19 protein-coding genes and 9 pseudogenes are annotated in these 23654 nt (G+C 73.7%); 2 read left to right on the top strand and 26 right to left on the bottom strand.

The window, feature by feature from the left end:
* Position 1: 1 nt before the first annotated feature.
* From FF86_RS38305 to rimP, 26 genes and pseudogenes are all read right to left on the bottom strand, one after another.
* Positions 2-244 (bottom strand): SDR family NAD(P)-dependent oxidoreductase (locus FF86_RS38305; protein WP_242418013.1); only part of this gene is annotated, 243 nt, incomplete at its 3' end.
* Positions 245-754: 510 nt separating this feature from the next.
* Positions 755-1691 (bottom strand): UDP-glucuronic acid decarboxylase family protein (locus FF86_RS01985; RefSeq protein ID WP_242418012.1); only part of this gene is annotated, 937 nt, incomplete at its 3' end.
* 565 nt (positions 1692-2256) lie between these two features.
* Positions 2257-2736, bottom strand: a complete 480-nt coding sequence (locus FF86_RS01980; RefSeq protein ID WP_044883802.1) for a hypothetical protein — start codon at positions 2734-2736, stop codon at positions 2257-2259.
* Positions 2733-5027, bottom strand: a complete 2295-nt coding sequence (locus FF86_RS01975) for a hypothetical protein (RefSeq protein WP_044883865.1) — start codon at positions 5025-5027, stop codon at positions 2733-2735. The genes FF86_RS01980 and FF86_RS01975 overlap by 4 nt, the downstream gene beginning before the upstream one ends.
* A 13-nt stretch (positions 5028-5040) precedes the next feature.
* Positions 5041-6894 carry an Hsp70 family protein gene (locus FF86_RS01970; protein WP_052680961.1) on the bottom strand — a complete coding sequence of 618 codons (1854 nt, stop codon included), beginning with the start codon at positions 6892-6894 and terminating at the stop codon, positions 5041-5043.
* Positions 6895-7023: 129 nt separating this feature from the next.
* Positions 7024-7776, bottom strand: coding sequence for a 4-hydroxy-tetrahydrodipicolinate reductase (gene dapB, locus FF86_RS01965; RefSeq protein WP_044883803.1), 753 nt, complete (start codon positions 7774-7776; stop codon positions 7024-7026).
* A gap of 88 nt (positions 7777-7864) precedes the next feature.
* Positions 7865-9268: a pitrilysin family protein gene (locus FF86_RS01960; protein ID WP_095211956.1), complete on the bottom strand. Its 1404-nt coding sequence runs from the start codon at positions 9266-9268 to the stop codon at positions 7865-7867.
* Between the two features lie 9 nt (positions 9269-9277).
* Positions 9278-9472: pseudogene (locus FF86_RS38300) on the bottom strand (S1 RNA-binding domain-containing protein); the annotation flags it as partial.
* Between the two features lies 1 nt (position 9473).
* Positions 9474-10451, bottom strand: a pseudogene (locus FF86_RS38295) (polyribonucleotide nucleotidyltransferase); the annotation flags it as partial.
* A gap of 1 nt (position 10452) precedes the next feature.
* A pseudogene (locus FF86_RS38290) lies at positions 10453-11144 on the bottom strand (polyribonucleotide nucleotidyltransferase); the annotation flags it as partial.
* A 1-nt stretch (position 11145) separates the two neighbouring features.
* A pseudogene (locus tag FF86_RS38285) lies at positions 11146-11464 on the bottom strand (polyribonucleotide nucleotidyltransferase); the annotation flags it as partial.
* A 279-nt stretch (positions 11465-11743) separates the two neighbouring features.
* Positions 11744-12013 (bottom strand): 30S ribosomal protein S15, encoded by a 270-nt coding sequence (gene rpsO / locus FF86_RS01950; RefSeq protein WP_009742365.1) that lies wholly within the window; start codon positions 12011-12013, stop codon positions 11744-11746.
* A gap of 232 nt (positions 12014-12245) precedes the next feature.
* Positions 12246-13175, bottom strand: coding sequence for a bifunctional riboflavin kinase/FAD synthetase (locus FF86_RS01945; RefSeq protein ID WP_044883804.1), 930 nt, complete (start codon positions 13173-13175; stop codon positions 12246-12248).
* Positions 13176-13242: 67 nt separating this feature from the next.
* On the bottom strand, positions 13243-14166 hold the full coding sequence (gene truB / locus FF86_RS01940) for a tRNA pseudouridine(55) synthase TruB (protein WP_044883805.1): 924 nt from the start codon (positions 14164-14166) through the stop codon (positions 13243-13245).
* Positions 14163-14730: pseudogene (locus FF86_RS38280) on the bottom strand (bifunctional oligoribonuclease/PAP phosphatase NrnA); the annotation flags it as partial. The pseudogene FF86_RS38280 and the gene truB, both read right to left, overlap by 4 nt.
* A gap of 1 nt (position 14731) precedes the next feature.
* Positions 14732-15290: bifunctional oligoribonuclease/PAP phosphatase NrnA (locus FF86_RS38275; RefSeq protein WP_242418011.1), on the bottom strand; the 559-nt coding region annotated here is incomplete at its 3' end.
* A 61-nt stretch (positions 15291-15351) separates the two neighbouring features.
* The gene (gene rbfA, locus FF86_RS01930; protein WP_044883807.1) at positions 15352-15951 is read right to left on the bottom strand and encodes a 30S ribosome-binding factor RbfA; all 600 of its coding nucleotides are present in this window, start codon (positions 15949-15951) and stop codon (positions 15352-15354) included.
* Positions 15952-16153: 202 nt separating this feature from the next.
* A pseudogene (locus FF86_RS01925) lies at positions 16154-16397 on the bottom strand (DUF503 domain-containing protein); the annotation flags it as partial.
* A 1-nt stretch (position 16398) separates the two neighbouring features.
* On the bottom strand, positions 16399-16486 hold an 88-nt coding region (locus FF86_RS38270), incomplete at its 3' end, for a DUF503 family protein (RefSeq protein WP_242418050.1).
* A gap of 106 nt (positions 16487-16592) precedes the next feature.
* Positions 16593-17218 (bottom strand): annotated as a pseudogene (locus FF86_RS38265) (translation initiation factor IF-2); the annotation flags it as partial.
* A gap of 1 nt (position 17219) precedes the next feature.
* Positions 17220-17974 (bottom strand): annotated as a pseudogene (locus tag FF86_RS38260) (translation initiation factor IF-2); the annotation flags it as partial.
* Between the two features lies 1 nt (position 17975).
* The coding region (locus FF86_RS38255; protein WP_242418010.1) for a translation initiation factor IF-2 N-terminal domain-containing protein at positions 17976-19617 on the bottom strand (1642 nt) is incomplete at its 3' end.
* 221 nt (positions 19618-19838) lie between these two features.
* The gene (locus FF86_RS31375) at positions 19839-20171 is read right to left on the bottom strand and encodes a YlxR family protein (RefSeq protein ID WP_082121692.1); all 333 of its coding nucleotides are present in this window, start codon (positions 20169-20171) and stop codon (positions 19839-19841) included.
* A gap of 7 nt (positions 20172-20178) precedes the next feature.
* Positions 20179-20611, bottom strand: a pseudogene (locus FF86_RS38250) (transcription termination/antitermination protein NusA); the annotation flags it as partial.
* Between the two features lies 1 nt (position 20612).
* A partial coding sequence (locus tag FF86_RS38245; RefSeq protein WP_304438089.1) for a NusA N-terminal domain-containing protein occupies positions 20613-21276 on the bottom strand: 664 nt, incomplete at its 3' end.
* Positions 21273-22058 (bottom strand): ribosome maturation factor RimP, encoded by a 786-nt coding sequence (rimP, locus tag FF86_RS01910; RefSeq protein ID WP_044883811.1) that lies wholly within the window; start codon positions 22056-22058, stop codon positions 21273-21275. The genes FF86_RS38245 and rimP, both read right to left, overlap by 4 nt.
* Positions 22059-22464: 406 nt before the next feature.
* Here rimP and FF86_RS01905 point away from each other — a divergent pair, with 406 nt between their 5' ends.
* Both FF86_RS01905 and FF86_RS01900 read left to right on the top strand, forming a co-directional pair.
* Complete coding sequence (locus tag FF86_RS01905) at positions 22465-23103, top strand: hypothetical protein (protein ID WP_236705927.1); 639 nt, start codon at positions 22465-22467, stop codon at positions 23101-23103.
* Entirely contained in the window at positions 23100-23639 is a 540-nt protein-coding gene (locus tag FF86_RS01900) for a DUF4439 domain-containing protein (protein WP_082121682.1), read from the top strand. The genes FF86_RS01905 and FF86_RS01900 overlap by 4 nt, the downstream gene beginning before the upstream one ends.
* The last annotated feature ends 15 nt before the right edge of the window (positions 23640-23654 follow it).

Genomic DNA, 23654 nt, shown 5'->3' with positions numbered 1-23654 from the left:
NGATCGGCCGGCGGCGGAACACCTCGCCGAGAGCCGCCCGGTCGCGCACGTCGAGCCGGACGAACTCGAGGTCCCGGTCGGCGACCTTGCGCAGCCGGTCCAGAACCCGCGGCGAGCTGTTGACGAAGTTGTCCACACCGATGACTCGGTGCCCCGCCGCGAGGAGGTCGACACAGGTGTGCGAGCCGATGAATCCCGCGGCGCCGGTCACCAGGACGGTCCCGGTCCGGTCCGTCGACGTCATACCTCGACCATCCAGTTCCTCTTCGTCAACTCGCTCACCGTCAACTCGGCTCCGCAACGAACCCGGCTGTTCAGGCAACCCGGCTGTTCGTCACCCCGGACGACCCGGGTTCCCGGCGGACGGCTCGAGGGGCACCACCACGCAGGCGGCTCGGACAACAGGCACAGGAGAACATAACCCCCAGGTCGAACGGTCACNGCCCCCGCTTTTCCCGGTCGACCGGCCGCCGCTGGCCGCGCCGACACACGGGCTCCCGGGCCGGCCGGTTCTCCAGGTGTGCCAGCGCAACGGGGCCAGCCCGCCGCCACCGCGGCGGCACAGTGAACGCGTGGTTTTGGGAGTGTCACACCCGGAAACGCCGCGATCCTGAATCCCCGGTAACTTCATGTACGCACTCCGCGACCGAACAACACCGGTGAATGCGGGGCCGGAAAGCGGCCCCGCACCCGATCCGGTCGCGAGGCGGCCGGTGGCGCCGAGGGAGCGCGCCGTGTGCTCAGGCGACCTGGNAGCTCTCGGTGAGCTGGCCGGCAAACCAGGAGATCGTGCGGGTCAGGCCGTCGTGCAGGCTCGTCTTCGGCTCCCAGCCGAGCCGGGTGCGGGCGATGGTGATGTCCGGCTGCCGGACGGAGGGATCGTCCTCGGGTCGGGGGACGAAGGTGATCGGCGCCGTCGACCCGCACAGGTCGCGCACCAGCTTTGCCGTGTCGAGGATCGACATCTCGTGCGGGTTACCGATGTTGACCGGGCCGGGCAGGTCCGAGTGCAGCAGCCGGACGATCCCGTCGATCAGGTCGTCGACGTAGCAGATGGACCGGGTCTGGGAGCCGTCGCCAGCGACGGTGATGGGCTCCCCGCGCAGCGCCTGGGAGACGAAGGCGGGGATGGCCCGCCCGTCATCCACGCGCATCCGGGGACCGTAGGTGTTGAAGATCCGCACGATCGCCGTGTCGACGCCATGCTTGCGGTGGTAGGCCATCGTCACGGCCTCGGCGAAACGCTTCGCCTCGTCGTAGACGCTGCGCGGGCCGACCGGGTTCACGTTGCCCCAGTAGGTCTCCGGCTGCGGATTGACCTGGGGGTCCCCATAGGACTCCGAGGTGGATGCGAGCAGGAATCGGGCGCGCTTCTCCCGGGCGAGGCCCAGGGCGTGGAATGTGCCGAGCGACCCGACCTTGAGCGTCTCGATCGGCAGCTCATAGTAATCGAGTGGCGATGCCGGAGAGGCGAAGTGCAGCACGACGTCCACCGGGCCGGAAACATAGATGAAATCATTCACGTCCCGGTTGACCAGACGGAAACGGGGATCGACGAGCAGGTGCTCGACGTTGTCCGGCCGGCCGGTGAGGAAGTTGTCGAAGCAGATGACCTCGTAGCCGTCGCCGAGTAGACGCTCACAGAGGTGACTGCCGAGGAAACCGGCGCCGCCGGTCACTATCGCACGCACGTCGAGTGCTCCCGGATCTGAAACATCGAGGACCTTGGAAAGTGGCCACCGACCGCCGGTGGGACGGGCGGCGGCGCGGATGGACCGCATCCCGAGAGCCAGGCAGGAGTGCGGCGCAGCGGGTCGGACGGCGCCGCCTGAGCAGGTGAGACCGGACCTCAGATCACCCGGAATCGAAGGATCACCGTAGCCGCCGGTCCGCCCGAGTGGTCAGCACAGCCACTGCCGGATCGGCCAGGAAAGGCCGTGCGACACCACCACANCACTACCCCCCAGTAGTCCAGACGACCGGCTACACCGACCTCTGGGGCATGGTACACAGGGCGTCGGCCGGTTAGTCCACCGCCCCTCCCCCAACGTCAGCCTGATACCAGGAAATCCGCGGCCGGGCACTGTACCTGATCACGTCGCGTGGATGGTCAATGCTCCGGCTGAACCGTTCGCATTCGGTGAGCAAACCGCCGCCGTCCGACCGGTGGACGCTGCGGAGCGTCGCAGGCCGAGTCGGCTGGCAATCGCACATCCACTTCCCGGCCGATTCCCGGGCCTGGGCCGGCCCGTCCGATCAGCGGGGGTCGCGCTCGAGGGCGATCGCGTGCCGCATCGCCGCGCGTCCCCGGCGGGTGTCGCCGGCGTCGCCGTAGGAGACCGCGAGCCGGTACCAGCGCCGCCAGTCGCCCGGGTCCGCCTCCACCTCGGCCCGCCGTCGCGCGAACACGGCGTCGGCGGAGGCCCGATCGATGCGCCCCGAAGGCCGGCGAACCAGGACTGGCTCGCCGGCCTCGGTACCGATCTCGCCGGCGATCCCGGGGCCGACTTCGGTGCCGACCGCCAGCAGGCGGGTGAGCCGGCCGCTTTCGCGGCCGAATTGCAGCTCGCGCGCGATGACGACGACCCCGACCACGGGCAGCAGCAGCACCCCGGCGCCGAGCCCGCGGGCGGCCCAGCGATCGTCGCCGAGCAGGACGACACCGCGCCAGCCGATCAGGCCGAGATAGAACAGGCAGGCAGCGACCAGAACGGCGACCGTCGCCCGGGCCCTCACCGGCCAGCTCCGTCGCCCACCGGCGCAAGCCGGAGCCGGGCCCCGGCCAAGGCCGCCACGGCCAGTCGCCCCGCCTGGCGCGTGCAGCAGAACAACGCGACGTGCAGGGGGCGGCCCGGCGGGAGGGGGACTCCGCCGTCGATCTCGTAGCGGGTGTTGGTCACCTTACGGGCCTGCGCGCGGGGATCGTCGGCGGCCGTCGGCGGCTCGTCCGGCCGGCAGACCACCATCATCTCCGTGCAGCCGGCCGGCCAGGTCCATCGCAGCCGTTCATCGACCCACCGTAGCCCGACGGGCGGGGGCAGGGTGTCGGCGGCGTTGACGGCAGGCGCGGCGGAGCCTGCCTCCGGCGACGGCACACCGGTCGGCGGCACCGGGTCTGCGGGTGGCACCGGGTCTGCGGACGGCACCAGGTCTGCGGGTGGTGGGCCGGGCTCGGCCGTCCCGACCGGTGCGGACCAGGCCCCGCCCACGCCCGCGGCAACCTCGTAACGCGGAATGGCACCGTCGGGCGGTGCGCCGCCGTCCTCGAGGCTGCTGCCCGCGGTCACGCCGACCGCCCGGCCGACGCCGTCGGCGGTGAACCGGGTGACCCGGTATCGCACCTCGCCGGCGGTCGTCGACGGTTGCCAGCTCACCAGGACCGAACGGCCGTCCCGCTGAGCCTGTACCGCCCCCGGCGGGGCGGGGCCGGGCCGGCTTCGCGCGAGCAGCGCCGAAGCCTCAGCATGGTCGGTGACCAGGGCGAGGGCCTCGCCGAGCAGGCGGTCGCGGTCGTGCGCACCGGCCGTTTGGGCGCGGGCGACGAGCGCGTCGGCGCCGCTGCAACGAGCCTCGGCCAGGGACAGCAGCTCCCCGGCGAGCTGGTTACCCGGGCCGGGTACGTCAGCGCCGGTCTCGGCGAGCCGCCGGGCCGTGGGAAGCACCGCCCGGTACCGGCCGGCCGCGATCAGCGGGGCGAGCTGCGCCCAGCGGTCGGCCGCTGCCCGGATCGCGGTCTCCACCTCGTCGTCCATCGCCCGGATGGGCGGCAGGGTCTCGCCCGCGAGCTCGCGGGCGGCCGCCACGTGCTCGCCGGCCTCCACCGGACGGCCGGCCCGCAGCGCCGCACGGGCGCGGGAGACCGCCGCGCGCCAGGCGTCCGCACGGGCAGGCGCCGGCCCTCCGGCGGGCGGGGCACCCCCGCGCGGTCCCCGTCCCGCTGCGGCCGTCGGATCGGGGAACGCGTCTGGACCCGACCGGGAGGAGCCCGGACCCGGAGGTCGGGAGGAGCCCGGCGGCGCGGCCGGGGGCAGTGGCGCGGCCGGGGGCGGCAGCGGCGGCACGGTGACCCCCTGCTCCCGAGCGAGGGAGCGGACCACGGCACGCGCGCGGTGCGGGTCGAGGCCGTCCGCCTGCGCCTCGGCGACGAGTTCGGCCGCCTCCGCCGGGAGCAGCGCGTCCTCGACGAGGACCGCCGCCGCCACCCGCGGCCGCAGCCGCTCGCTCGTCGCGGCGGCGAGTGCATCGAGATAGGCGTCCGCGTCCCCCTCGACCAGCAGCGCGCCGACGGCGGCCAACAGGTCGTCGAGAAGCGCGCGGCGGCGGTCCGGCCGACGAGCGCGATTGCGGACCAGCGCCTCGTCACGCAGGTCCCGGATCTGCTCGCGCGAGGTGCCGGGCGGCACGCCGAGCAGGTCGAACAGGCTGCGCGGCGGGCCGGACGCGGTGATCCGGCCCAGCTCGTCGAGATCCGCGCGAATCTGGCGGAGCACCTCGGCGGGAATCGGCTCGGGCCGCGGCTGGTCGGTCGGCCCGGTGGCCGGGCCCGCGGTGACGATCCGATGGCGGCGGGTCCGCAGCGCGAACGCGGACTCGTCGATGCCCTGGGTCGCCGCCCATGCCCGCAGGCCGGCGACCCGGTCGGCCGGGATGCCCCCGAACCGGGCGACGAGGCGGGCGACGGCGGCATCGAGGGCGGCGAACCGCTCGTCGTCCCGGGCGGCGCGGGCGGCGGCGACCCGATCGCGCAGGGCTAGGCGCGAGGTTCGGTCGGCGAGCGCCGCGGACAGCTCGGTGTGCAGGTCGAGCAGACCGATGATCACACCACGGTAGCGGGGATGGTCCCGGCTGCGCTGCCAGAAGGCCCAGACCTCGGCGATGCGGGCACGGATCGCCGCGTCGTCGAGCGTGTCCACCTCCGCCAACGGGATGTCGTAGATCTCGAACGGGTCGCTGTGTTCGGCGCCGCCGCGGCGGTGCACCACGGCGAGCACCCGGCGACGGTAGTCGTCGGATTCGAAAACCCGCATCGTCGTCCCCCCGTCAGACCCAGCCGTCCGGCATACCGCCCAGGCCGCCCTTCGGCCCGCCCGGCCCGGAAGATCCGCCAGGTCCCCCGGGGGGGCCGCCGAGACCCGGCCGGCCGTCGACGCCCGGGAGGCCACCGCGTTCCCGGCGGGCCCGGGCGACCTGCTCCCGCTCTCGGGCCACGTCGGCCTGGCTCAGCGCCGCCGACGTCTCGACCCGCACCGTCAGCGGTCGGTCGGCGAGACCCTCGTGGGTGGCCGTGACCTCGAGGATGCCGTCGAAGCCCATCCGAAAGACGATCTGGATCTGCGACCCGGCCGGGAAGCCGGGCGGGATGCCGGTGATCTCGGCTTCGGCTATCACCTTGTTGTCCTCGACCCGGGTCGACTCCAGGCCGCCGGCCTGTTCGACCACGTAGACGGTGACGGCGTCCTGGTCGTCGCGCACGGTCCCGAAGGACCGCCGGACCGCGATCGGCAGCCGGTCGTTGCGGTGCACCAGGAACACCGCGCCCTGCTCGCCGAGGCGGCTGAGTGCCAGCACGCCGAAGCCGCGGGAGACGACATTGACAACCTGTACCTCGACGGTCCGACGCACCCGCTGGGCGGGCAGGCCGAGCGCGTCGGCGAGCCGCCGGCAGGCCGCGTCCAGATCGGCCGGGGCGGCGGCGTCCACCCCGGCGCCGTCGACGAGCTGGCCGCGGGTGACCAGATCGGCGAGCACCAGCCGTTCCAGGGCCTTCTTCTCGCCGTAGACGGCGGCGCCGCGGGCGACCGCGAGATCCGGGTCGGACAGTTCGACGGGCACCCCGAACTCGGCGGCGAGCCGGCGGGCCACGGCGGGCATCCGGGAGGCACCGCCGACGAGCAGGATCCGGTCGATGCCGCGGACCCCGCGGGCGAGCGCCGCGTCGCGGGCGGCCCGGGTCAGGGCGACGGTCCGGTCGAGCAGCCCGGCGGTGAGCCGTTCCAGCTCGTCGCGGGTCAGCACCACCCCGGTGCGGCGGCCGGCGTGCTCGACGACGACGGTGGTGGTGGCGACGTCGGTGAGGTCCCGGCGGGCCCGCTCGGCGGCGAGCAGCAGCGCCTGGGAGCCCGCTCCCTCGTCGAGAGGGTCCGGGGCGCCCGGATGTTCGGTGAGGAACCGGTCGCACAGGTGCAGCACGATCTTCTCGTCCCAGTCGGCGCCGCCGAGCTGATGGTCGCCGTCGATGGCGACGACGGCGACCCGCCGGTCCGCGAGCTCGACGACGGTGACGTCGAACGTGCCGCCGCCCAGGTCGTAGACGAGGGCGACCTCCTCTGCCGCGGTGCCGGGTCCACCGAGGCTACGCCGGCTGCCGATCTCGAAGCGGGCGAACCCGTAGGACAGGGCCGCCGCGGTCGGCTCGTTGATGACATCGACGACGTTGAGCCCCGCGTACTCGCCGGCCAGCACCGTCGCCCGGCGCTCCTCGTCGCCGAAGTACGCCGGAACGGTGATCACGACGTCCTCCACCCGCTCGCCGGTGGCAAGCGCCGTGTCGGCGACCAGCGCCTTGAGGATCAGGCCGCTGACGGCCGGCGCGGACCAGGCCGCACCCTGGGTGATGAAGCGCCAGTCGCCATCGCCCATCCGCCTCTTGACCAGCGAACAGACGTCGTCGGGTCGGGCCCGGGCAAGCTCGCGGGCGGTCTGCCCGGTGAGGTAGTCGTCCGTGCCCACGAACAGCACGACGCTCGGCAGCGTCAACGCGCCGTCGGACAGCGGCACGATCTGCGGCTCCCCGGCGCCCGACACGCGGGCCAGGCAACTGAACGTCGTGCCCAGATCGATTCCGAAGACGCTGCGGGTACCCGCCGGCGGCCGGCGGTCGACATGTCCGACCACACCCGGAAACCTATCTTTCGCGGTGGAGCCGCCCCGCGCAGGACACCCGGCGACTGATCCAGCTCGAGCCGGTCAGTCCAGCTCGAGCCGGTCAGTCCAGCTCGAGCCGGTCAGTCCAGCTCGAGCCGGTCAGTCCAGGTCGAGCAGGTGCTCCAGGCCGACGGTCAGGCCGGGACGGTCGGCGATGCGTCGCACGGCGAGCAGCACGCCCGGCATGAAGGAGGTGCGGTCGTAGGAGTCGTGCCGCAGGGTCAGGGTCTCCCCCGCGCCACCGAGCAGCACCTCCTGGTGGGCGACGAGGCCCGCGAGGCGCACGGCGTGCACGGGCACGCCCGCGACCCGGGCGCCGCGGGCGCCGTCGAGCGCCGTGGCCGTCGCGTCCGGCCCGCCCGGCGCGAGTCCGGCGGCCGTGCGCGCCTGCGCCACGAGCTCGGCCGTGCGCCGGGCGGTGCCGCTCGGCGCGTCGACCTTGTTGGGATGGTGCAGCTCGACGATCTCGACGGAGTCGAAGAAGCGGGCGGCGCGGGCGGCGAACATCATCATGAGCACGGCAGCCACCCCGAAGTTCGGGGCGACCAGCACTCCGACCTTCGGCGCGTCGCCGAGCCAGCCGCGCACCGTGGCCAGCCGCTGGTCGTCGAAGCCGGTGGTGCCGACGACGACGTGCCGGCCCGCCTCGACGCACCAGCGGACGTTGTCGAGCACCGCGTCCGGCGTGGTGAAGTCCACGACCACGTCGGCCGCCGCGAGCGCGTCCCGGTCGTCGCCGACATCGAGCGCGGCGACGAGCGCGAGGTCCGGGGCGGCCTCGACGGCGGCACACACCGTCGACCCCATGCGGCCACGTGCACCGAGAACCCCCACCGTGAGCTGCTCGCTCATGCCTCTCCCCTCCGTGGCGGACGCCGATCGCCGCCCTCCGCCGCCGCGGCCGAACCGGCCGTCCGTGGGCCCGGGCCGGGCCCACGACTCAACGGGCGACGGCCGCGCCGAAGTCGTGGTCGTCGAACGGCCCGATGACGCCGAGCGCCCAGGGCTGCTCGACGAGCGTCGCCGCCACCTGCGTGACGTCGTCCAGGGTGACCGCGTCCACCCGGGCGATGATCTCGTCGACGGACAGCAGCTCGCCGTGGACGAGCTCACTCTTGCCGAGACGGCTCATCCGCGAGCCGGTGTCCTCCAGGCCGAGGACGAGAGAGCCGTGGCTCTGTCCGCGGGCGCGGTCGAGCTCCTCGGCGCTGATCCCGTGCTCGGCGATGGACCGCACCTGGTCCCGGGCGATCGCCAGGACCTCGTCGGCACGCTTGGGGGCGCAGCCGGCGTAGACGCCGAACAGGCCGGCGTCGGCGAAGTGCGACGCGAACGAGTACACCGAGTACGCCAGGCCCCGCTTCTCGCGGACCTCCTGGAACAGCCGGGAACTCATCCCACCGCCCAACGCCGTCGAGAGCACCCCGAGCGCGAAGCGGCGCGGGTCGTGCCGGGACAGACCGACCGTGCCCAGCACGAGGTTCGCCTGCTCGGTGGGCCGCTCCGACACGACGATGCCGGGCGCCGGCGGGTAGTCGTAGCGGCCGGCGCGCACCGCCGACGGATCCCCGGCCGACGTCAGATGGTCGCCGAAGGCGTCCGCGACGAGCGCGAGCACACGATCGTGCTCCAGGTTCCCGGCGACCGAGACGACCATCGCCGGTGGGACGTACCGGGAACGGTAGTAGTCGGCGATCGTCTCGCGGCCGAGCCCCTCGATCGACTCGATCGTGCCGAGCACCGGCCGGCCGAGCGCCGACGCGCCGAGCATCGCCTCGGCGAAGACGTCATGGACGACGTCGCCAGGGTCGTCCTCGTGCATGGCGATCTCCTCGAGGATCACGCCACGCTCGGCCTCGACGTCGTCGGCGGTCACCAGCGAGTTGGTGACCATGTCGGCGACGACGCCGACGGCCATCGCGAGGTCGGAGTCCAGCACCCGCGCGTAGTAGCAGGTGTACTCCTTGCTCGTGAACGCGTTGAGGTCACCGCCGACCGCCTCGACCGACGCGCTGATCGTCAGGGCGTCCCGGGTCGGGGTGCCCTTGAACAGCAGGTGCTCGAGATAGTGGGAACAGCCGGCGGTCACCGGGGTCTCGTCCCGCGAGCCGACGCCCACCCAGACGCCGATCGCGGCCGAGCGGACCCCGGGGACGCGCTCGGTGATCACCCGCAACCCGCCGGGCAGCACGGTGCGCCGCACCGCGCCGCCCAGCAACGTCTCGCTACTGGAGCCCCCGGCGAGCAGGCGGGCCACCCGCTCACCGGCGTCCGCGGCGCCTCGGACCGAGGTGCCGGTGCCGTCGGTGGAGCGGGTCAGGTCAGGGGTGGGGGTGTCGGACACGGCGGGCCGTCAGGAAGCCGCCGCCGCGTCCGCGGCCTCGGCGCTCGGAGAAAGGCTGATCTTGCCGCGGGCGTCGATCTCGGTGATCTCCACCTGGAGCTTCTGTCCCACGGTCAGCACGTCCTCGACCTTCTCCACCCGCTTGCCGCCCGAGAGCGTCTTGAGCTTGGACACGTGCAGCAGGCCGTCCCGACCCGGGGTGAGNGAGACGAACGCCCCGAAGTTGGTGATCTTGACGATGGTACCGAGGTACCGCTCGCCGACCTCGGGCATCTGCGGGTTGGCGATCGCGTTGATGGCCGAGCGGGCGGACTCCGCCGAGGGGCCGTCCACCGCACCGATGTAGATCGTGCCGTCGTCCTCGACGGTGATCTCGGCACCGCTGTCCGCCTGGATCTGGTTGATCATCTTGCCCTTGGGCCCGATGACCTCGCCGATCTTGTCGACCGGGATCTTCACCGAGATGACCCGCGGGGCGTGCGCGGACATCTCGTCCGGGCTGCCGATCGCCTCCGCCATGACGTCGAGGATCGCCAGCCGCGCGCCGCGAGCCTGCTGCAGAGCCGAGGCCAGCACCGAGGCGGGGATGCCGTCGAGCTTGGTGTCGAGCTGCAGGGCGGTGACGAAGTCGCGGGTGCCGGCGACCTTGAAGTCCATGTCGCCGTACGCGTCCTCGGCGCCGAGGATGTCGGTCAGCGTGACGTAGGCGTCGTCGGCGTGCACGAGTCCCATCGCGATGCCGGCGACCGGCGCCTTGAGCGGCACACCGGCGTTGAGCAGGGACAGCGTGCTCGCGCAGACCGACCCCATCGACGTCGAACCGTTGGAGCCCAGCGCCTCGGAGACCTGCCGGATCGCGTAGGGGAACTCCTCGCGGCTGGGCAGCACCGGCAGCAGCGCCCGCTCGGCGAGCGCGCCGTGGCCGATCTCGCGCCGCTTCGGCGACCCGACCCGGCCGGTCTCGCCGGTGGAGTACGGCGGGAAGTTGTAGTTGTGCATGTAGCGCTTGGTCCGGTCGGGGTTGAGCGTGTCGACCGTCTGCTCCATGCGCAGCATCGCCAGCGTGGTGACGCCGAGGATCTGCGTCTCACCCCGCTCGAACAGCGCCGAGCCGTGCACGCGCGGGATGTAGTCGACCTCGGCCGACAGCTCCCGGATCTCCGTCGTCGACCGGCCGTCGATCNGCACGCCCTCGGTGACGATGCGGGAGCGGACGAGCTTCTTGGTCAGCGCCCGGTAGGCGGCGCCGATCTCCTTCTCCCGCCCCTCGAACTGGGCGGCGACCTTCTCCGCGGCCAACTGGCGGACCCGGTCGAGCTCGTTCTCCCGCTCGGCCTTGCCGGCGATGCGCAGCGCGGCGGACAGCTCGTCGCCCACGGCGGCGGACAGGGCCTCGAGCACGTCGTCGTGATGGTCGATGAAGACCGGGAACTCCCGCGTCGCCTTGCCGGCCAGCGAGGCCAGCTCGCTCTGGGCCCGACACAGCTCGCGGATGGCGGGCTTGGCGGCCTCCAGACCCGCGGCGACGACCTCCTCGGTCGGCGCGGGCGCGCCGCCGGCGATCAGCTCCACCGTGCCCGGAGTGGCCTCGGCCTCGACCATCATGATCGCCACATCCGAGCCGTCCTCGACGACGCGACCGGCCACGACCATGTCGAAGGTGGCCCGGGCCAGCTCCGAATGCGTCGGGAAGGCGATCCACTCGCCGTCGACGTACCCGACCCGGGTCGCGCCGATCGGGCCGGTGAAGGGCAGTCCGGACAGGGTCGTCGACGCGCTGGCCGCGTTGATCGCGACCACGTCGTAGAGCGTGTCCGGGTCGAGGGCCAGCACCGTGGCCACGACCTGGATCTCGTTGCGCAGCCCCTTGGCGAACNAGGGGCGCAGCGGCCGGTCGATGAGGCGGCAGGTGAGGATCGCGTCCTCACTCGGCCGGCCCTCGCGACGGAAGAACGAGCCGGGGATCCGCCCGGCGGCGTACATCCGCTCCTCGACGTCCACCGTCAGCGGGAAGAAGTCGAGCTGTTCCTTGGGCTGCTTGCTGACCGTCGTCGCCGAGAGCACCATCGTGTCGCCCAGGTAGGCGACGGCGGAACCGGCGGCCTGCCTGGCCAGCCGACCGGTCTCGAACCGCACCGTACGGTTTCCGGCCGGGGTCGCAATGACCGCCTCGGCCGCATGTGTCGAGTCGTCCACTCGAACCACTCCATCCTCTTCGTCGGCCGGGTCCACGCAGCCGATCTTGTTCTCCGGCCGTGTCCGCGTCTCGAGGATGCCGGTGCTCAGTCGAAGCCCCCGGGGAGGGCATTGCCCGCTCCCGGCGACCACGACCGAGGACCGGCGGCTCTCGCCACCACGGATCCCGGCCAGCTCCTCCGATCCGCCGGCGGAGACCTCCGCCGGCGGGCGACGCATCTGGTATCTACCCCCGATGCGTCAGAGGGAGCGTCCCCGAAGGGCCGCTCCCTCTTCGCGCTACCGCCGTAGCCCGAGTCGCTCGATCAGGGCCCGGTATCGGTTGATATCCGTCTTCGACAGGTAGTTCAGCAGCCGGCGGCGGCGCCCGACGAGCAGGAGCAGACCCCGGCGGCTGTGATGATCGTGCTTGTGCACCTTGAGGTGCTCGGTCAGGTCGCTGATCCGACGGGTCAGCATCGCGACCTGCACCTCGGGCGAGCCGGTGTCCCGCTCAACGGTGGCGTAATCGGACATGATCTTCTGTTTGACGTCGCTCGCGAGCGGCACGCTCCACCCTCTCCTTCTGCTTCGGGACGGCGCGCGCCCGGGGTCTTCCTCACCCGAACCGACCGCCGGACCACGGCCTCATCGCCGTGTGGTCCGGACACGCCGCACCCGCCTGGACCCGAAGCCTATCAACCCGAGGGGAACCGCTCGGGCACCGGTGACCCCCGTACCCGCGGACCTCCACCCGCGGCCGGGCTCCCCGACCGGGCCGACGCTCAGCCGGGGCCCACGCTCAGACGGGCAGCGTGACCGTTCTGGTCGCCTCGACGTCGACAGCCATCTGCGTGACGAGCTCATCCACCGACTCGAAACGCAGCGTCGGACGCAGGCGGCTGGTGAACTCGTAGGCCATGTACTCGCCGTAGAGATCCCCGTCGAAGTCCAGCAGAAAGGCCTCCACCCGCCGCTCCCGGCCGGCGAACGTCGGGTTCGTGCCGATCGAGATCGCGGCGGGCTGGCGGCGGCCGTCCCAGCAGGCGAACCCGGCGTACACCCCGTCGGCCGGCACCGCCGCCCACGGCGTCACCTCGACGTTTGCCGTCGGGTAGCCGATCGTCCGGCCGCGGGCGTCACCGTGCACCACCACGCCCTCGACCCGGTGTGGTCGGGCCAGGGCCACCGCGGCCGACTCCACGTCGCCCTCGGCGACGCGGCGGCGGATCTCGGTCGAGGACAGCACCCGGTCCCCCGAGCGGACCAGGCGGACCCCGTCGACCTCGAACCCCTCCCGAGCCCCGTCCGCCGCCAGCGTGGCCAGCGTGCCGGCGGCCCGGTGGCCGTAGGTGAAGTTCTCCCCCACCACGACCACGCTCGCGCCGAGCCGCTCGACCAGCATTCCGTGCACGAACTCGGCCGGGGGGAGCTGGCTGAAGTCCAGCGTGAACGGCTGCACGCACAGCGCGTCGACGCCGATCGCCGCAAGCAGCTCGGCCTTGTGGCGCAACGTCGTCAGCAGGGCCGGATGGCTGCCGGGGCGCAGTACCTCCCCCGGATGCGGATCGAAGGTGAGGACGACGGCCCGCTCGCCGCGGTCCCGGGCGCGACGCACCGCCTGCCCGATGATCTGCCGATGCCCGAGGTGCACCCCGTCGAAGAAACCGATCGTGACGACCCCGCCGCGCCACTCGGCCGGCGTGTTCTCCGCCCCTCGCCACGTTTGCACGTGGGAAGCCTAGGACATTCTCGCGCGGTACGGTCGAGCGCCGCCCGCCCCCTGCCGCGCACGGGGGTCAGGCCGGGGCGAACACGACCAGCGAGCGGACCGCCTCGGCGCTTTCCTCGACCAGTGCCAGCACGGACCCGTCCGGGCCGAACACGCCGTAGGTGCCCGGCCGCCCTACCGGCGCCAACCGGCGGCCGTGGCGCACGTCGACCGCCGCGTCCCCGGCCACGTCCCGGCGCGCGAAACCGGCCGAGACGGCCTCCGACAAGCCGATGACCGCCCCCGCGCCCAGCTCGGCGAACGTGTCGAGGCTCACCGCCCGGCCCAGCCCGAACGGCCCCACGACGGTGCGCCGCAGCGCCGTCAGGTGCCCTCCACAGCCCAACGCCGCCCCGAGGTCACGCGCGAGCGCCCGGATGTAGGTCCCGCTGGAGCAGCCGACCGTCACGTCGAGATCGCAGCCCCCCTGGTCCGCCGCGCCGTCGGCGGCGCGGCGGGCGAGCAGGTCGAAGCGGTGCACCGTGACCCGGCGGGCGGCGAGCTCGACCTGCTCACCGGCCCGCACCCGGGCGTAGGCGCGTACCCCGCCGACCTTGACCGCGCTGACGCTCGATGGCACCTGGTCGATCGACCCGGTCAGGGCCGCCATCGCCCGCGCGAGCCGCGCGGGGTCGACGTCGACGGGCCGGTCCTCGAGTGGCTCGCCCTCGGCGTCGTCGGTCGTCGTGGTGCGACCGAGTCGGATCGTCGCGTCATACACCTTGTCCGTGAGCGCGAGGTGACCCAGCAGCCTCGTGGCCCGGCCGGCGCCAAGCAGGAGCACGCCGGTCGCCATCGGGTCGAGGGTGCCGGCATGACCGACGCGGCGTTGACCCAGGATGCGCCGGGCACGGGCGACCACGTCGTGCGAGGTGAGCCCGGGCGGCTTGTCGACGACGACCAGCCCGTCGACCTGCGGCCCCCCCGCCGGGCGGGATCCCCGCGGGCTCACCGGACGCTCACGGCCGGCCCCCGCCCGGCCCGACCCTGGGCGGGGGCGACTGCGGAGGTGCGCCCAGCGGCAGCGTCGGGGCCGGTCAGGGCCCCGCCCGCGGGGTCGGCCAGCCGCGGCGCCAGAGCCAGCGCCGCCCGCACCGTGTCCATGAGCTCCGGCAGCTCCGCGCTCGTCACGAAGCCTGCGGCCAGCCGGTGGCCGCCGCCCCCAAGACCGGCACACAGCGCGCCGACGTCAACGCTCCCCTTGGACCGTACGGAGACCTTCCAGACGCCGTCGTCCTGCTTGCAGATCACGGCGACCTCGGCCTCGGACGCCGTACGCAACGTGTCGATGAAGCCCTCGATCTCGTCGTAGTCCAGCCCCGAGGCCCGCAGGTCGGCCTGGGCGCACCAGGTCCAGGTCAGGTCGTGCTCGGGTTCCAGCCGGGCCCGGCCCAGCACCTCGCCGAGGAGCTTGAGGTAGCCGAACGGGTGGGTGTCCCACAACGCCCGACTGATCAGATCGTGCCGGATGCCGGTGGCCAGCAGGCGCGCGGCCAGGCGGTGCACCGCGGGCGTCNTCGCCGCGAACCGGAAGGAGCCGGTGTCCGTGACCAGGCCGGTGTAGATCGCCGCGGCCAGGTCCGCGTCCAGCGCCACCCCGAGGGCGTCGATCAGGCCGACGACCATCGCGCTGGTCGACGCGGCCTCGCTGTCGACGAGGTTGAGGTCGCCGAAACGGGTGTTGGAGGCGTGATGATCGACGACGACCATCCGGCTGCCGGCGGTGATCTGGGCGAGTCGGCCGAGCCGGGACCGGCTGGCCGCGTCCAGGCAGACCACGAGACCCGGCCGGGCGGTGATCGCCACCGGATCGACGAGCAGCTCCTGGCCGGCAAGGAAGCGCAGGGTCCGGGGAACGGCGAAGGGCTCGGCGTCGAAGGACACCCTCGGCCGCGCCCCGAGCGTCCGCAGCGCCAACGCGAGGGCCAGCGCCGAACCGAGGCTGTCACCGTCGGGATTGACGTGCGCGACGAGCAGGATGTCGCCACCGGCGTCGGCGGCCGCCGCCAGCGCGGCCACCACGGCCGCCCGGTCGGCCGCCACGAGATCGCTCGCGTCGCTCATCGCCCGTCCCATCGCCGTGTCCGTGGCCCACCGGCGCGCCGGCGGTTCGTCCCCTTGGAGCGGCTTATCACTCTCAGCGCCCGACGGTCGGCTCGCCGCCGGGTGATGCCGGATACACCTGGTGACCGCCGACCGCGCCGGCCTCCCGAGCCCTGGCATCTCCGCCCAGGGCATCGTCCGCGTCGAACTCCTCGACATCGTCGAACTCGTCGACGATGTCGGTGTCCACGTCGTCCTCGACGTCGTCGTCGGCGGTCCGCGGACGGCGGTAGGGATCGTCGTCGCCCGCCGGCCGGGCGTCGCGGCGCACCTCGGCGAGCCGGGCATCCCGCTCCCGGGCGACGCTGATCAGCTCCTCCAGGTGCTTGGCGTCGTCGGGCAGCCGGTCGTGCACGAAGGTGAGGGTCGGGGTGACCTTCACGCCGGTGGCGCGGCCGACCTGGCTGCGCAGCAGCCCGCGAGCGGACTCGAGGGCCTCCGCCGACGCACGGCGTGCGGCCTCATCGCCGTACACGGTGTAGAACACGGTCGCGTCGACCAGGTCGGGTGTGACCCGCACTTCCGTGACCGTCACCATGCCGAGGCGGGGATCCTTCACGCCTCGTTCCAGCGCGGACGCGACCACCTCACGAATTCGCACGGCCAGCTTCCGTGCCCGGGCCGGATCAGCCACCGTAGACCTCCTCGCTCCGTGTTACCTCGGCGTCGTTCCCGCCGCGATCCCGCCCACTCGGAGACGCCACCGTGACCGATACCGCGCGGGGATCGCTTCCGCACGGGAGACAGCTACCGCGCGGGAGTTCCCGCCGCCCGCCGGATGCCCGATCGCCTGGGCGACGCCCGGGGCAGGCGCCTGGCGCCCTCCGGCGAGCGGCTCAGTCGAGGGTGCCCGCCGACAGGTGGGACTGCCCGTCAGCGTCGTCCTCGGCCAGGCAGCGCTCGCGCGCGGCGAGGATCTCGACCTCGGGGCGCCCTGCCACCAACTGTTCACAGGCGTGCAGGACCTCGATGCAGTGCGCACGGTCGGCGGCGACGACCGCCATCCCGATCTCGGCCCGCCGGTGCAGGTCGAGATGCCCCGTCTCGGCGACGCTGAGGGCGAACCGACGGCGCAGTTCGNCCACGATCGGCCGGACCACCGAGCGCTTCTCCTTCAGCGAGTGCACATCGCCGAGCAGCAGGTCAAGGCTGAGAGTCCCGATCCACATGATCGCCTCCCGCGGTGCGACACGGACCGCCGGTGCCGGCCGGACGCGCAGGCGCCCGACCGGCCGGCACCGACCGGCAACGTGCCTCAGACGCGGGGAACCTCCNGCTGCTCGAAGGTCTCGATGACGTCGTCGACCTTGATGTCGTTGAACGACCCGAGACCGATACCGCACTCGTAGCCCTCACGGACCTCGGTCGCGTCGTCCTTGAACCGCTTGAGCGACTCGACCGTGAGGTTGTCCGCCACGACCACGCCGTCGCGGATGAGACGGGCCTTGGTGTTGCGGCGGATGATGCCGGAGCGGACGAGCGAACCCGCGACATTGCCGATCCGCGGCACCCGGAAGACCTCGCGCACCTCGGCGGTACCGAGCTGCGCCTCCTCGTAGACCGGCTTGAGCATGCCCTTGAGGGCGTTCTCGATGTCCTCGATGGCCTGGTAGATCACCGAGTAGTACCGGACCTCGACACCCTCGCGATCGGCCAGCTCCGTCGCCTTGCCCTGCGGGCGGACGTTGAAGCCGATGATGACCGCGTCCGACGCCGACGCCAGCATGACGTTGGTCTCGGTGATCGCACCGACGCCCCGGTCGATGATCCGCAGGCCGACCTCGTCGCCGACATCGATCTTGAGCAGGGCGTCCTCGAGAGCCTCGACCGAACCGGAGACGTCGCCCTTGAGGATGAGGTTGAGCTGGGTCTTCTCGCCCTCCTTCATCCGCTCGAGGATCNTCTCCAGCGTCGGGCGGCCACGGCTGAGGGCGAGCTCGGCATTGCGCTCCCGCGCCTGCCGGCGCTCGGCGATCTGGCGGGCGACCCGGTCCTCGGGCACCACCAGGAAGTTGTCACCCGCGTCGGGAACGCTGGTGAAGCCGAGCACCTGCACCGGGCGGGCCGGACCCGCCTCGGTCACCTGACCGCCGTGCTCGTCGAGCATCGCCCGAACCCGGCCGAACGCCTCACCGGCGACCACCGAGTCGCCGACCCGCAGCGTGCCGCGCTGGACCAGCACGGTCGCCACCGGGCCACGGCCGCGGTCGAGCCGGCCTTCGATCGCGACGCCCTGCGCCTCCGTACCCGTCGGGGCCCGCAGGTCCAGCGAGGCGTCGGCCGTCAGGATGATCGCCTCGAGCAGCCCGTCGATGTTCGTCTTGTTGCGGGCGGAGACGTCGACGAACATCGTGTCGCCGCCGTACTCCTCGGCGACCAGGCCGTACTCGGTGAGCTGACCGCGCACCTTCGCCGGGTCGGCGCCCTCCTTGTCGACCTTGTTGACGGCCACGACGACCGGCACCCCGGCCGCCTGGGCGTGGTTGAGCGCCTCGATGGTCTGCGGCTTCACCCCGTCGTCGGCCGCGACCACGAGGACCACGATGTCGGTGACCTGGGCACCTCGGGCACGCATGGCGGTGAACGTCTCGTGACCCGGGGTGTCGATGAAGGTGATCGGCCGCTCGTCGCCGTCGACCGTGGCCCGCACCTGGTAGNCGCCGATGTGCTGGGTGATGCCGCCGGCCTCGCCCGCGACCACGTCGGTGAAGCGGATGGCGTCGAGCAGTTTCGTCTTGCCGTGGTCGACGTGACCCATGACGGTCACGACCGGCGGCCGGATGCTGAGCTCGACGTCGTCGCCGTACTCGCCGCCGAAGGACAGGTCGAAGCTCTCCAGCAGCTCCTTGTCCTCGTCCTCCGGGCTGACGATCTGCACTTCGTACCCGAGGGTCACGCCAAGCAGTTGCAGCGTCTCGTCGGTGCAGGACTGCGTCGCGGTCACCATCTCACCGAGCTGGGTGAAGACGACCTGGACCAGCGCACCGGGATTCGCGTCGATCTTGTCCGCGAAGTCGGCCAGCGAGGCGCCACGCGGAAGTCGGATGGCCTGCCCGTTGCCACGGGGGACCATCGCGCCCATCCGCGGCGCCTCCAGGCCGCTCTCCCACTCCTGCCGCTTCGCGCGCTTGGACTTGCGCTGACGGCCCGGACGGCCGCGGCCACCGGGGCCGAACGCGCCCGCCGTGGTACCGCCACGCCCGCGGCCACCCGCCGCGGGACGACCGCCACCGCCGCCACCGGGACGACCGGGGGCACCGGCACCGCCGCCGCCACCGCCACCACCGGGACGACCGGGAGCGCCGCCGCGACCGGCGAAACCGCCGGGACGCGGGCCGCCACTGCCGCCGCCACCACCGGGACGACCCGGTGCGCCGCCACCGGGACGACCGGGAGCGCCGCCCGCGGGACGGGGCTGGAACATGTTCGCGTTGGGCCGCGGACCGCCGCTACCACCCGGCCGCGGCGGCATCCCGCCGGCACCACCAGGGCGTGAGCCGGGACGCGGCGGCATCGAGCCGGGCGAGGGGCGAGGACCACCGGCGCCGGGAGCACCGGGGCGAGGGCCACCCGGGCGAGGACCCGGGCGCGGCGCACCCGGGCGCGGCGGAGAGGCCGGGCCGGAGCCGGACTGACCGGCCGACTGGCGGGGCCCGGTGGACGGCGTCGTGTACGGGTTGTTGCCGGGCGCGGACGGCCGGGGGCCGGGGCGCGGACCGGGACGAGGGCCACCGGCGGACGGACCGCTGGGAGCGCTGCCGCCGGGCGGCGGAACCGGGGCGCCGGGACGCCCGCGGCCGGGGGCCGCGGGGCCGGCGGGACGCGGGCCGGGCCGGGGGCCCGACGGAGCGGCCGGGGAGGACACCGGAGGAGCCGACGCCGCGGCGGGCGGCGGCGCGGCCGCGCTCGCCGCGGCGGGCCGCGGCGGGGATGCCTGCACGCTCGGCGCCGGAGCGCCAGGTGCCGGCGCACTCGGTGCCGGCGGTGCGGCCGGGCCGGGACGACCGGCCGGGCCGGGACGACCGGGGACGGGACGAGGGCCGGGACGAGGCGCGAGGCCCGGGCGCGGCGGCGCTGGGCGGGCGCCGTTACCGGGCGCCGGCCGACCGCCAGGACGCCCGCCCGAGGCGGGCCCGCCCTCGGTGGGGAAGGCTTCCTTCAGCTTGCGGACGACGGGGGCTTCGACGGTAGACGAAGCGGACTTCACGAACTCGCCCAGATCCTTGAGCTTGGCGAGCACGGTCTTGCTGTCGACACCAAGCTCCTTGGCGAGCTCGTGTACGCGGGCCTTTCCTGCCACGGTGCTCCTTCGTTCGGCCCGCGGTCCGTGCCCGCGTGACCTCGTTACCTGCCGGTCGTGATCATGGCTGGGTGCTCATTGAGCGATCATCACTGTCTCGACCTGCTTCCCTGTCGACGTCATCTGGCGCCGCCTCCCGGACCGGGCGCCGTCGCTGGCGGCGTCCGTCCCGTCTGATCCGGGCGCTCCGCTGCCGCGGACCACCCCCGTACCACCTACCTTTACCCGACTTTCGTCCCGTCCGGAGCCCTTACGGCGACCGGATCCCGCGGACGGGATCCGGCTGCCGCGGGGCGGAACCGCTCCAGGTACAGCCTGACCTGCACCGACCCGAGCGGGCCTGACACCCGCAGCGCTCGCGGAAACGCCTTACGACGCTCCGCGAGATCGAGACAGGCCAGATCCGGATGCACGTGCGCACCCCGACCATGCATACGGCGACGAGCATCCGGCAGGAGCTCGCCGCTGTCCACGACGATACGCAAGAGGTCGGAACTCGGCGCACGGCTTCGACATCCGATACAGGTACGGACGGGCTCCGCACGACACGCCATCATAAGTCTATCCCGTCCGACCCCGGGAGTGGCCACCCGCGGTGGGAGAGCGGCGCGGAACCCCGGGTGGCCCGGACCTCCGCGGCGCACCCGCCGGCGGCGGCTCGGCGGCGGCCGGCGGCCCGCCGGCCCGGTCCTCGGTGTCGGAGTGGATGTCGATGCGCCATCCGGTCAGCCGCGCCGCCAACCGCGCGTTCTGTCCCTCCCGACCGATCGCCAGCGACAGCTGGTAGTCGGGGACGACGACCCGCGCCGACCGACTCGCCAGATCCGTCACCTCGACCCGGGCCACCCGAGCCGGCGACAGGGCGCTGCCGACGAAGGTTGCCGGGTCGGCCGACCAGTCGACAATGTCGATCTTCTCCCCGTGCAGCTCGGCCATGACGGCACGCACCCGGCTACCCATCGGCCCGATGCAGGCGCCCTTGGGATTGACCCCGNCCACCTTGGAGCGGACGGCGATCTTGCTGCGGTGACCGGCCTCACGGGCGATCGCGGCGAGCTCGACCGTGCCATCGGCGACCTCGGGGACCTCCAGTCGGAACAGGCCCTTGACCAGCTCAGGGTGGGTTCGCGAGAGGGTCACGGTGGGACCGTGCGGCCCGCGGGCGACGTGCACCACGTAGCACTTGATCCGGTCGCCGTGCTCGAGCCGCTCGCCGGGGACCTGCTCGGCCGGCGGCAGAACACCCTCGATCGTGCCGAGATCGACCAGCACCACCTTGGAGCCGGCACGCTGCTCGTGATGTTGCACCACGCCGGAGACGACCTCGTGCTCACGGTCGGCGTACTGCCCGTAGGTGACCTCCTGCTGCGCCTCCCGGAGGCGCTGCATGATCACCTGCTTCGCCGTCATGGTCGCGATCCGGCCGAAGTCGGCCGGCGTGTCGTCGTACTCGCGACTGGTCCCGTCGGGACCCTGCTCGCGGGCGAGAACGGACACCTCCCCCGTCGTCCGGTCGATGACCACCCGGGCGTCGGGAGCCGACCCGGCCGTGTGGTGATACGCCGTCAGCAGGGCCGTCTCCATCGCCTGCACCAAGGTGTCGAAGGCGATGTCCTTCTCCCGCTCGATACCGCGCAACGCGGCCACGTCGAGCTTCACCGGGTCATCTCCTCACCGGCCGCGCCCTGGGCGTCGGCCTGGCGGCCCTCGTCGTTGGATACCGGCCCCGGCGACGCCGGGTGATCGTCCTGATCGTCCCGCGTCGCACCATCACGGGCGGCGTGCGCCTGCGGCGCCTCGGCGCTCACGCCGGAGTCCGGCGCGTCCGGCGTGTCCCCCGACGGTTGTGCCGGCGACTCACCGGAAAGATCATCATACCCCTCGGCCGCGAACTCGATCTCCACCGTCGCCCGCTCGACCTGCGCATAGGTCACCCGCGCGACACGACGCCGCTGCGGTCGCCCGCGCCGGGCCGGGCCGGTGGCAACGGCCAGATCCGCCCCGGCCTCGTCGGCGGACAGCACCCGACCGGACAGGACGTCCCCGGCGCTGTCCCGCACGGTCACAAGCCGCCCGACGGCGCGGCGCCAGTGCCGGGGCGCGGTCAGCGGCCGGTCGACCCCCGGGGAGGTGACCTCCAGGACGTAGGGCCCGGCGCTGAGGCCCTCGCCCGCCGCCTCCGCCGCGTCGAGCAGGTCCGAGACCACCCGGCTGGCCTCGGCCACCGCGTCCAGGTCGATGCCGCCGTCGCGGTCCACCGCCACCCTGACCAGGCTGCGCGAACCGGCCCGGCTCACCGTCACATCCTCAAGATCGAAACCCGCCCCGGCCAGGCCGGACGTCAACCGGTCGCGCAACGCCGGCCGGACGGTCCCCGCCCGCCGAGCCGCTCCGGATGAGCCTCGGCCCCGTCCGTGACCGGACTCCCCCGCCCCTGACACCTGGTCCGTCCCTTCTCGTGTTCACGCCTGCCCTGATCGTCTCGCCGCCCCCTGCCGGCCGGCCACCCCCCGACCGTCCGGGCCCCGGGCGGCCACGCCGCCGGCCACCGGCGACCGGCCACCAGGGGCGATACCCAGGTTCGGCCGGACACCACGGATGCACCGCCGGGTTGCCCGGCGACGACGCACAGAGGTCCCCGCCGACGGGGGACCTCTGCCCACGAACCCACCGGGCCACGGCGACGGCGAACAGGATGAGATCCATAGCCTACGTCCGCCGCCGCGCCGGCCGGCCGCGGCCCGCGCGCCGCGGTACCGCCGGCAGGCGGACGGATCGCCCGGGCGGGTCGCACGGCGGTCAGCCCGGCCGGCGGAATGTGCGAAGCTCGGAACCGTGGACCCGGCGTTGCGCATTCCCGTCTCGCGGCGGCGGATCCTGCTGGGACTCGGCGGGCTCGTCCTCGCCGACGCCGTCGGGGTGGCCGGCTGCACGACCACGGTCTCGCCCTCGACCGCGTCGAACGGCGGGCTCAGCGCGCCGGACACGGCCGCGGCGCGGGGCGCGATCGACCGCGCCATGACGTTGGCGGCGGCCTACCGGACCGCGGCCGAACGCCATCCGTCCCTGCGTCCCCTGTTCGACCCGCTGCGCGCCCATCACGAGGTCGCCGTGTCGACGCTGGGCGCGCAGGTCCCCGCCGCGGTCGCGACGATCCCGGCGGCCGGAGTGACCGGCTCGACCCCGGCGGCGTCCGCACCCGCCGGGCCCACGCCGGCCGGGGCGGCGGCCACCCCCGTCGTCGACGACTCGCCCCCGGCCCGCGCGGCGACGCTGGCCTCGCTGCGCGCCTCCGAGAGCGGCGCGACGGCCGCGGCGCGCACCGACAGCCTGCGCGTGAGCGGCGTGCTCGCGCCGTTGCTGGCCAGCCTGCACGCGGCCGGGGTCGCGCAGGTGGAGCTGCTCGACCTCTACAGCGCGCAGGTCGGCGCAGGCCAGCCGGCCGCGACCGCCGGCAGTGTCGGCGGTGTCGGGAGTGTCGGGTGACCCCTGGTGGGCGGGACGGGCGGGTCGTCGCGGCCGTCCCCGCCGCGACGGGGACGGCCCGGGAGAGCCCTGCGGCTGCCGGGCCGGCGACCGCCGTGGCCGCCCTGAACACGATGCTCACCGCCACCCACGCCGCGATCTACGCCGCCGCGACGGCGGGCGGTGCGCTCGCGCCGCTGGGCCCCACGGCCGCCGGCGCCCGGGAGCTGGCCCGGCTGAGCTGGGTCGCCCATCAGGCGCTTCGCGACGACCTCATCGCCGCGATCGGCGCCCGCGGCGGTCAGCCCTCCCCGGCCCTGCCGGCCTACCGGATCCCCACGACGCCGGTCAGCGTCACCGCCTCGCTGACCCTGCTGGCCCAGATCGAGGACGCCTGCGCCGCGGCGGCCCACGACGCCACAGCCGTCCTCGTCGCCGACGCCCGGGCGCTGGCCGTCGACGCTCTGGGCGGGGCGGCCGTACGGGCCCAGCGGGCGCGCCTCGCGGCAGGCCTGCCGCCCGCCACGGCCACCCGCGCGCTGCCGGGCGCGTCGTGAGCGCGCGGCGATCCG

Origin of the sequence: Frankia sp. CpI1-P, from assembly GCF_001421075.1 — a bacterium.
In the GTDB taxonomy this organism is placed as follows: Bacteria; Actinomycetota; Actinomycetes; order Frankiales; family Frankiaceae; genus Frankia; species Frankia torreyi.
Note: the sequence above shows the minus strand (reverse complement) of the source record. Positions and strands in the feature narration are given on the sequence as shown.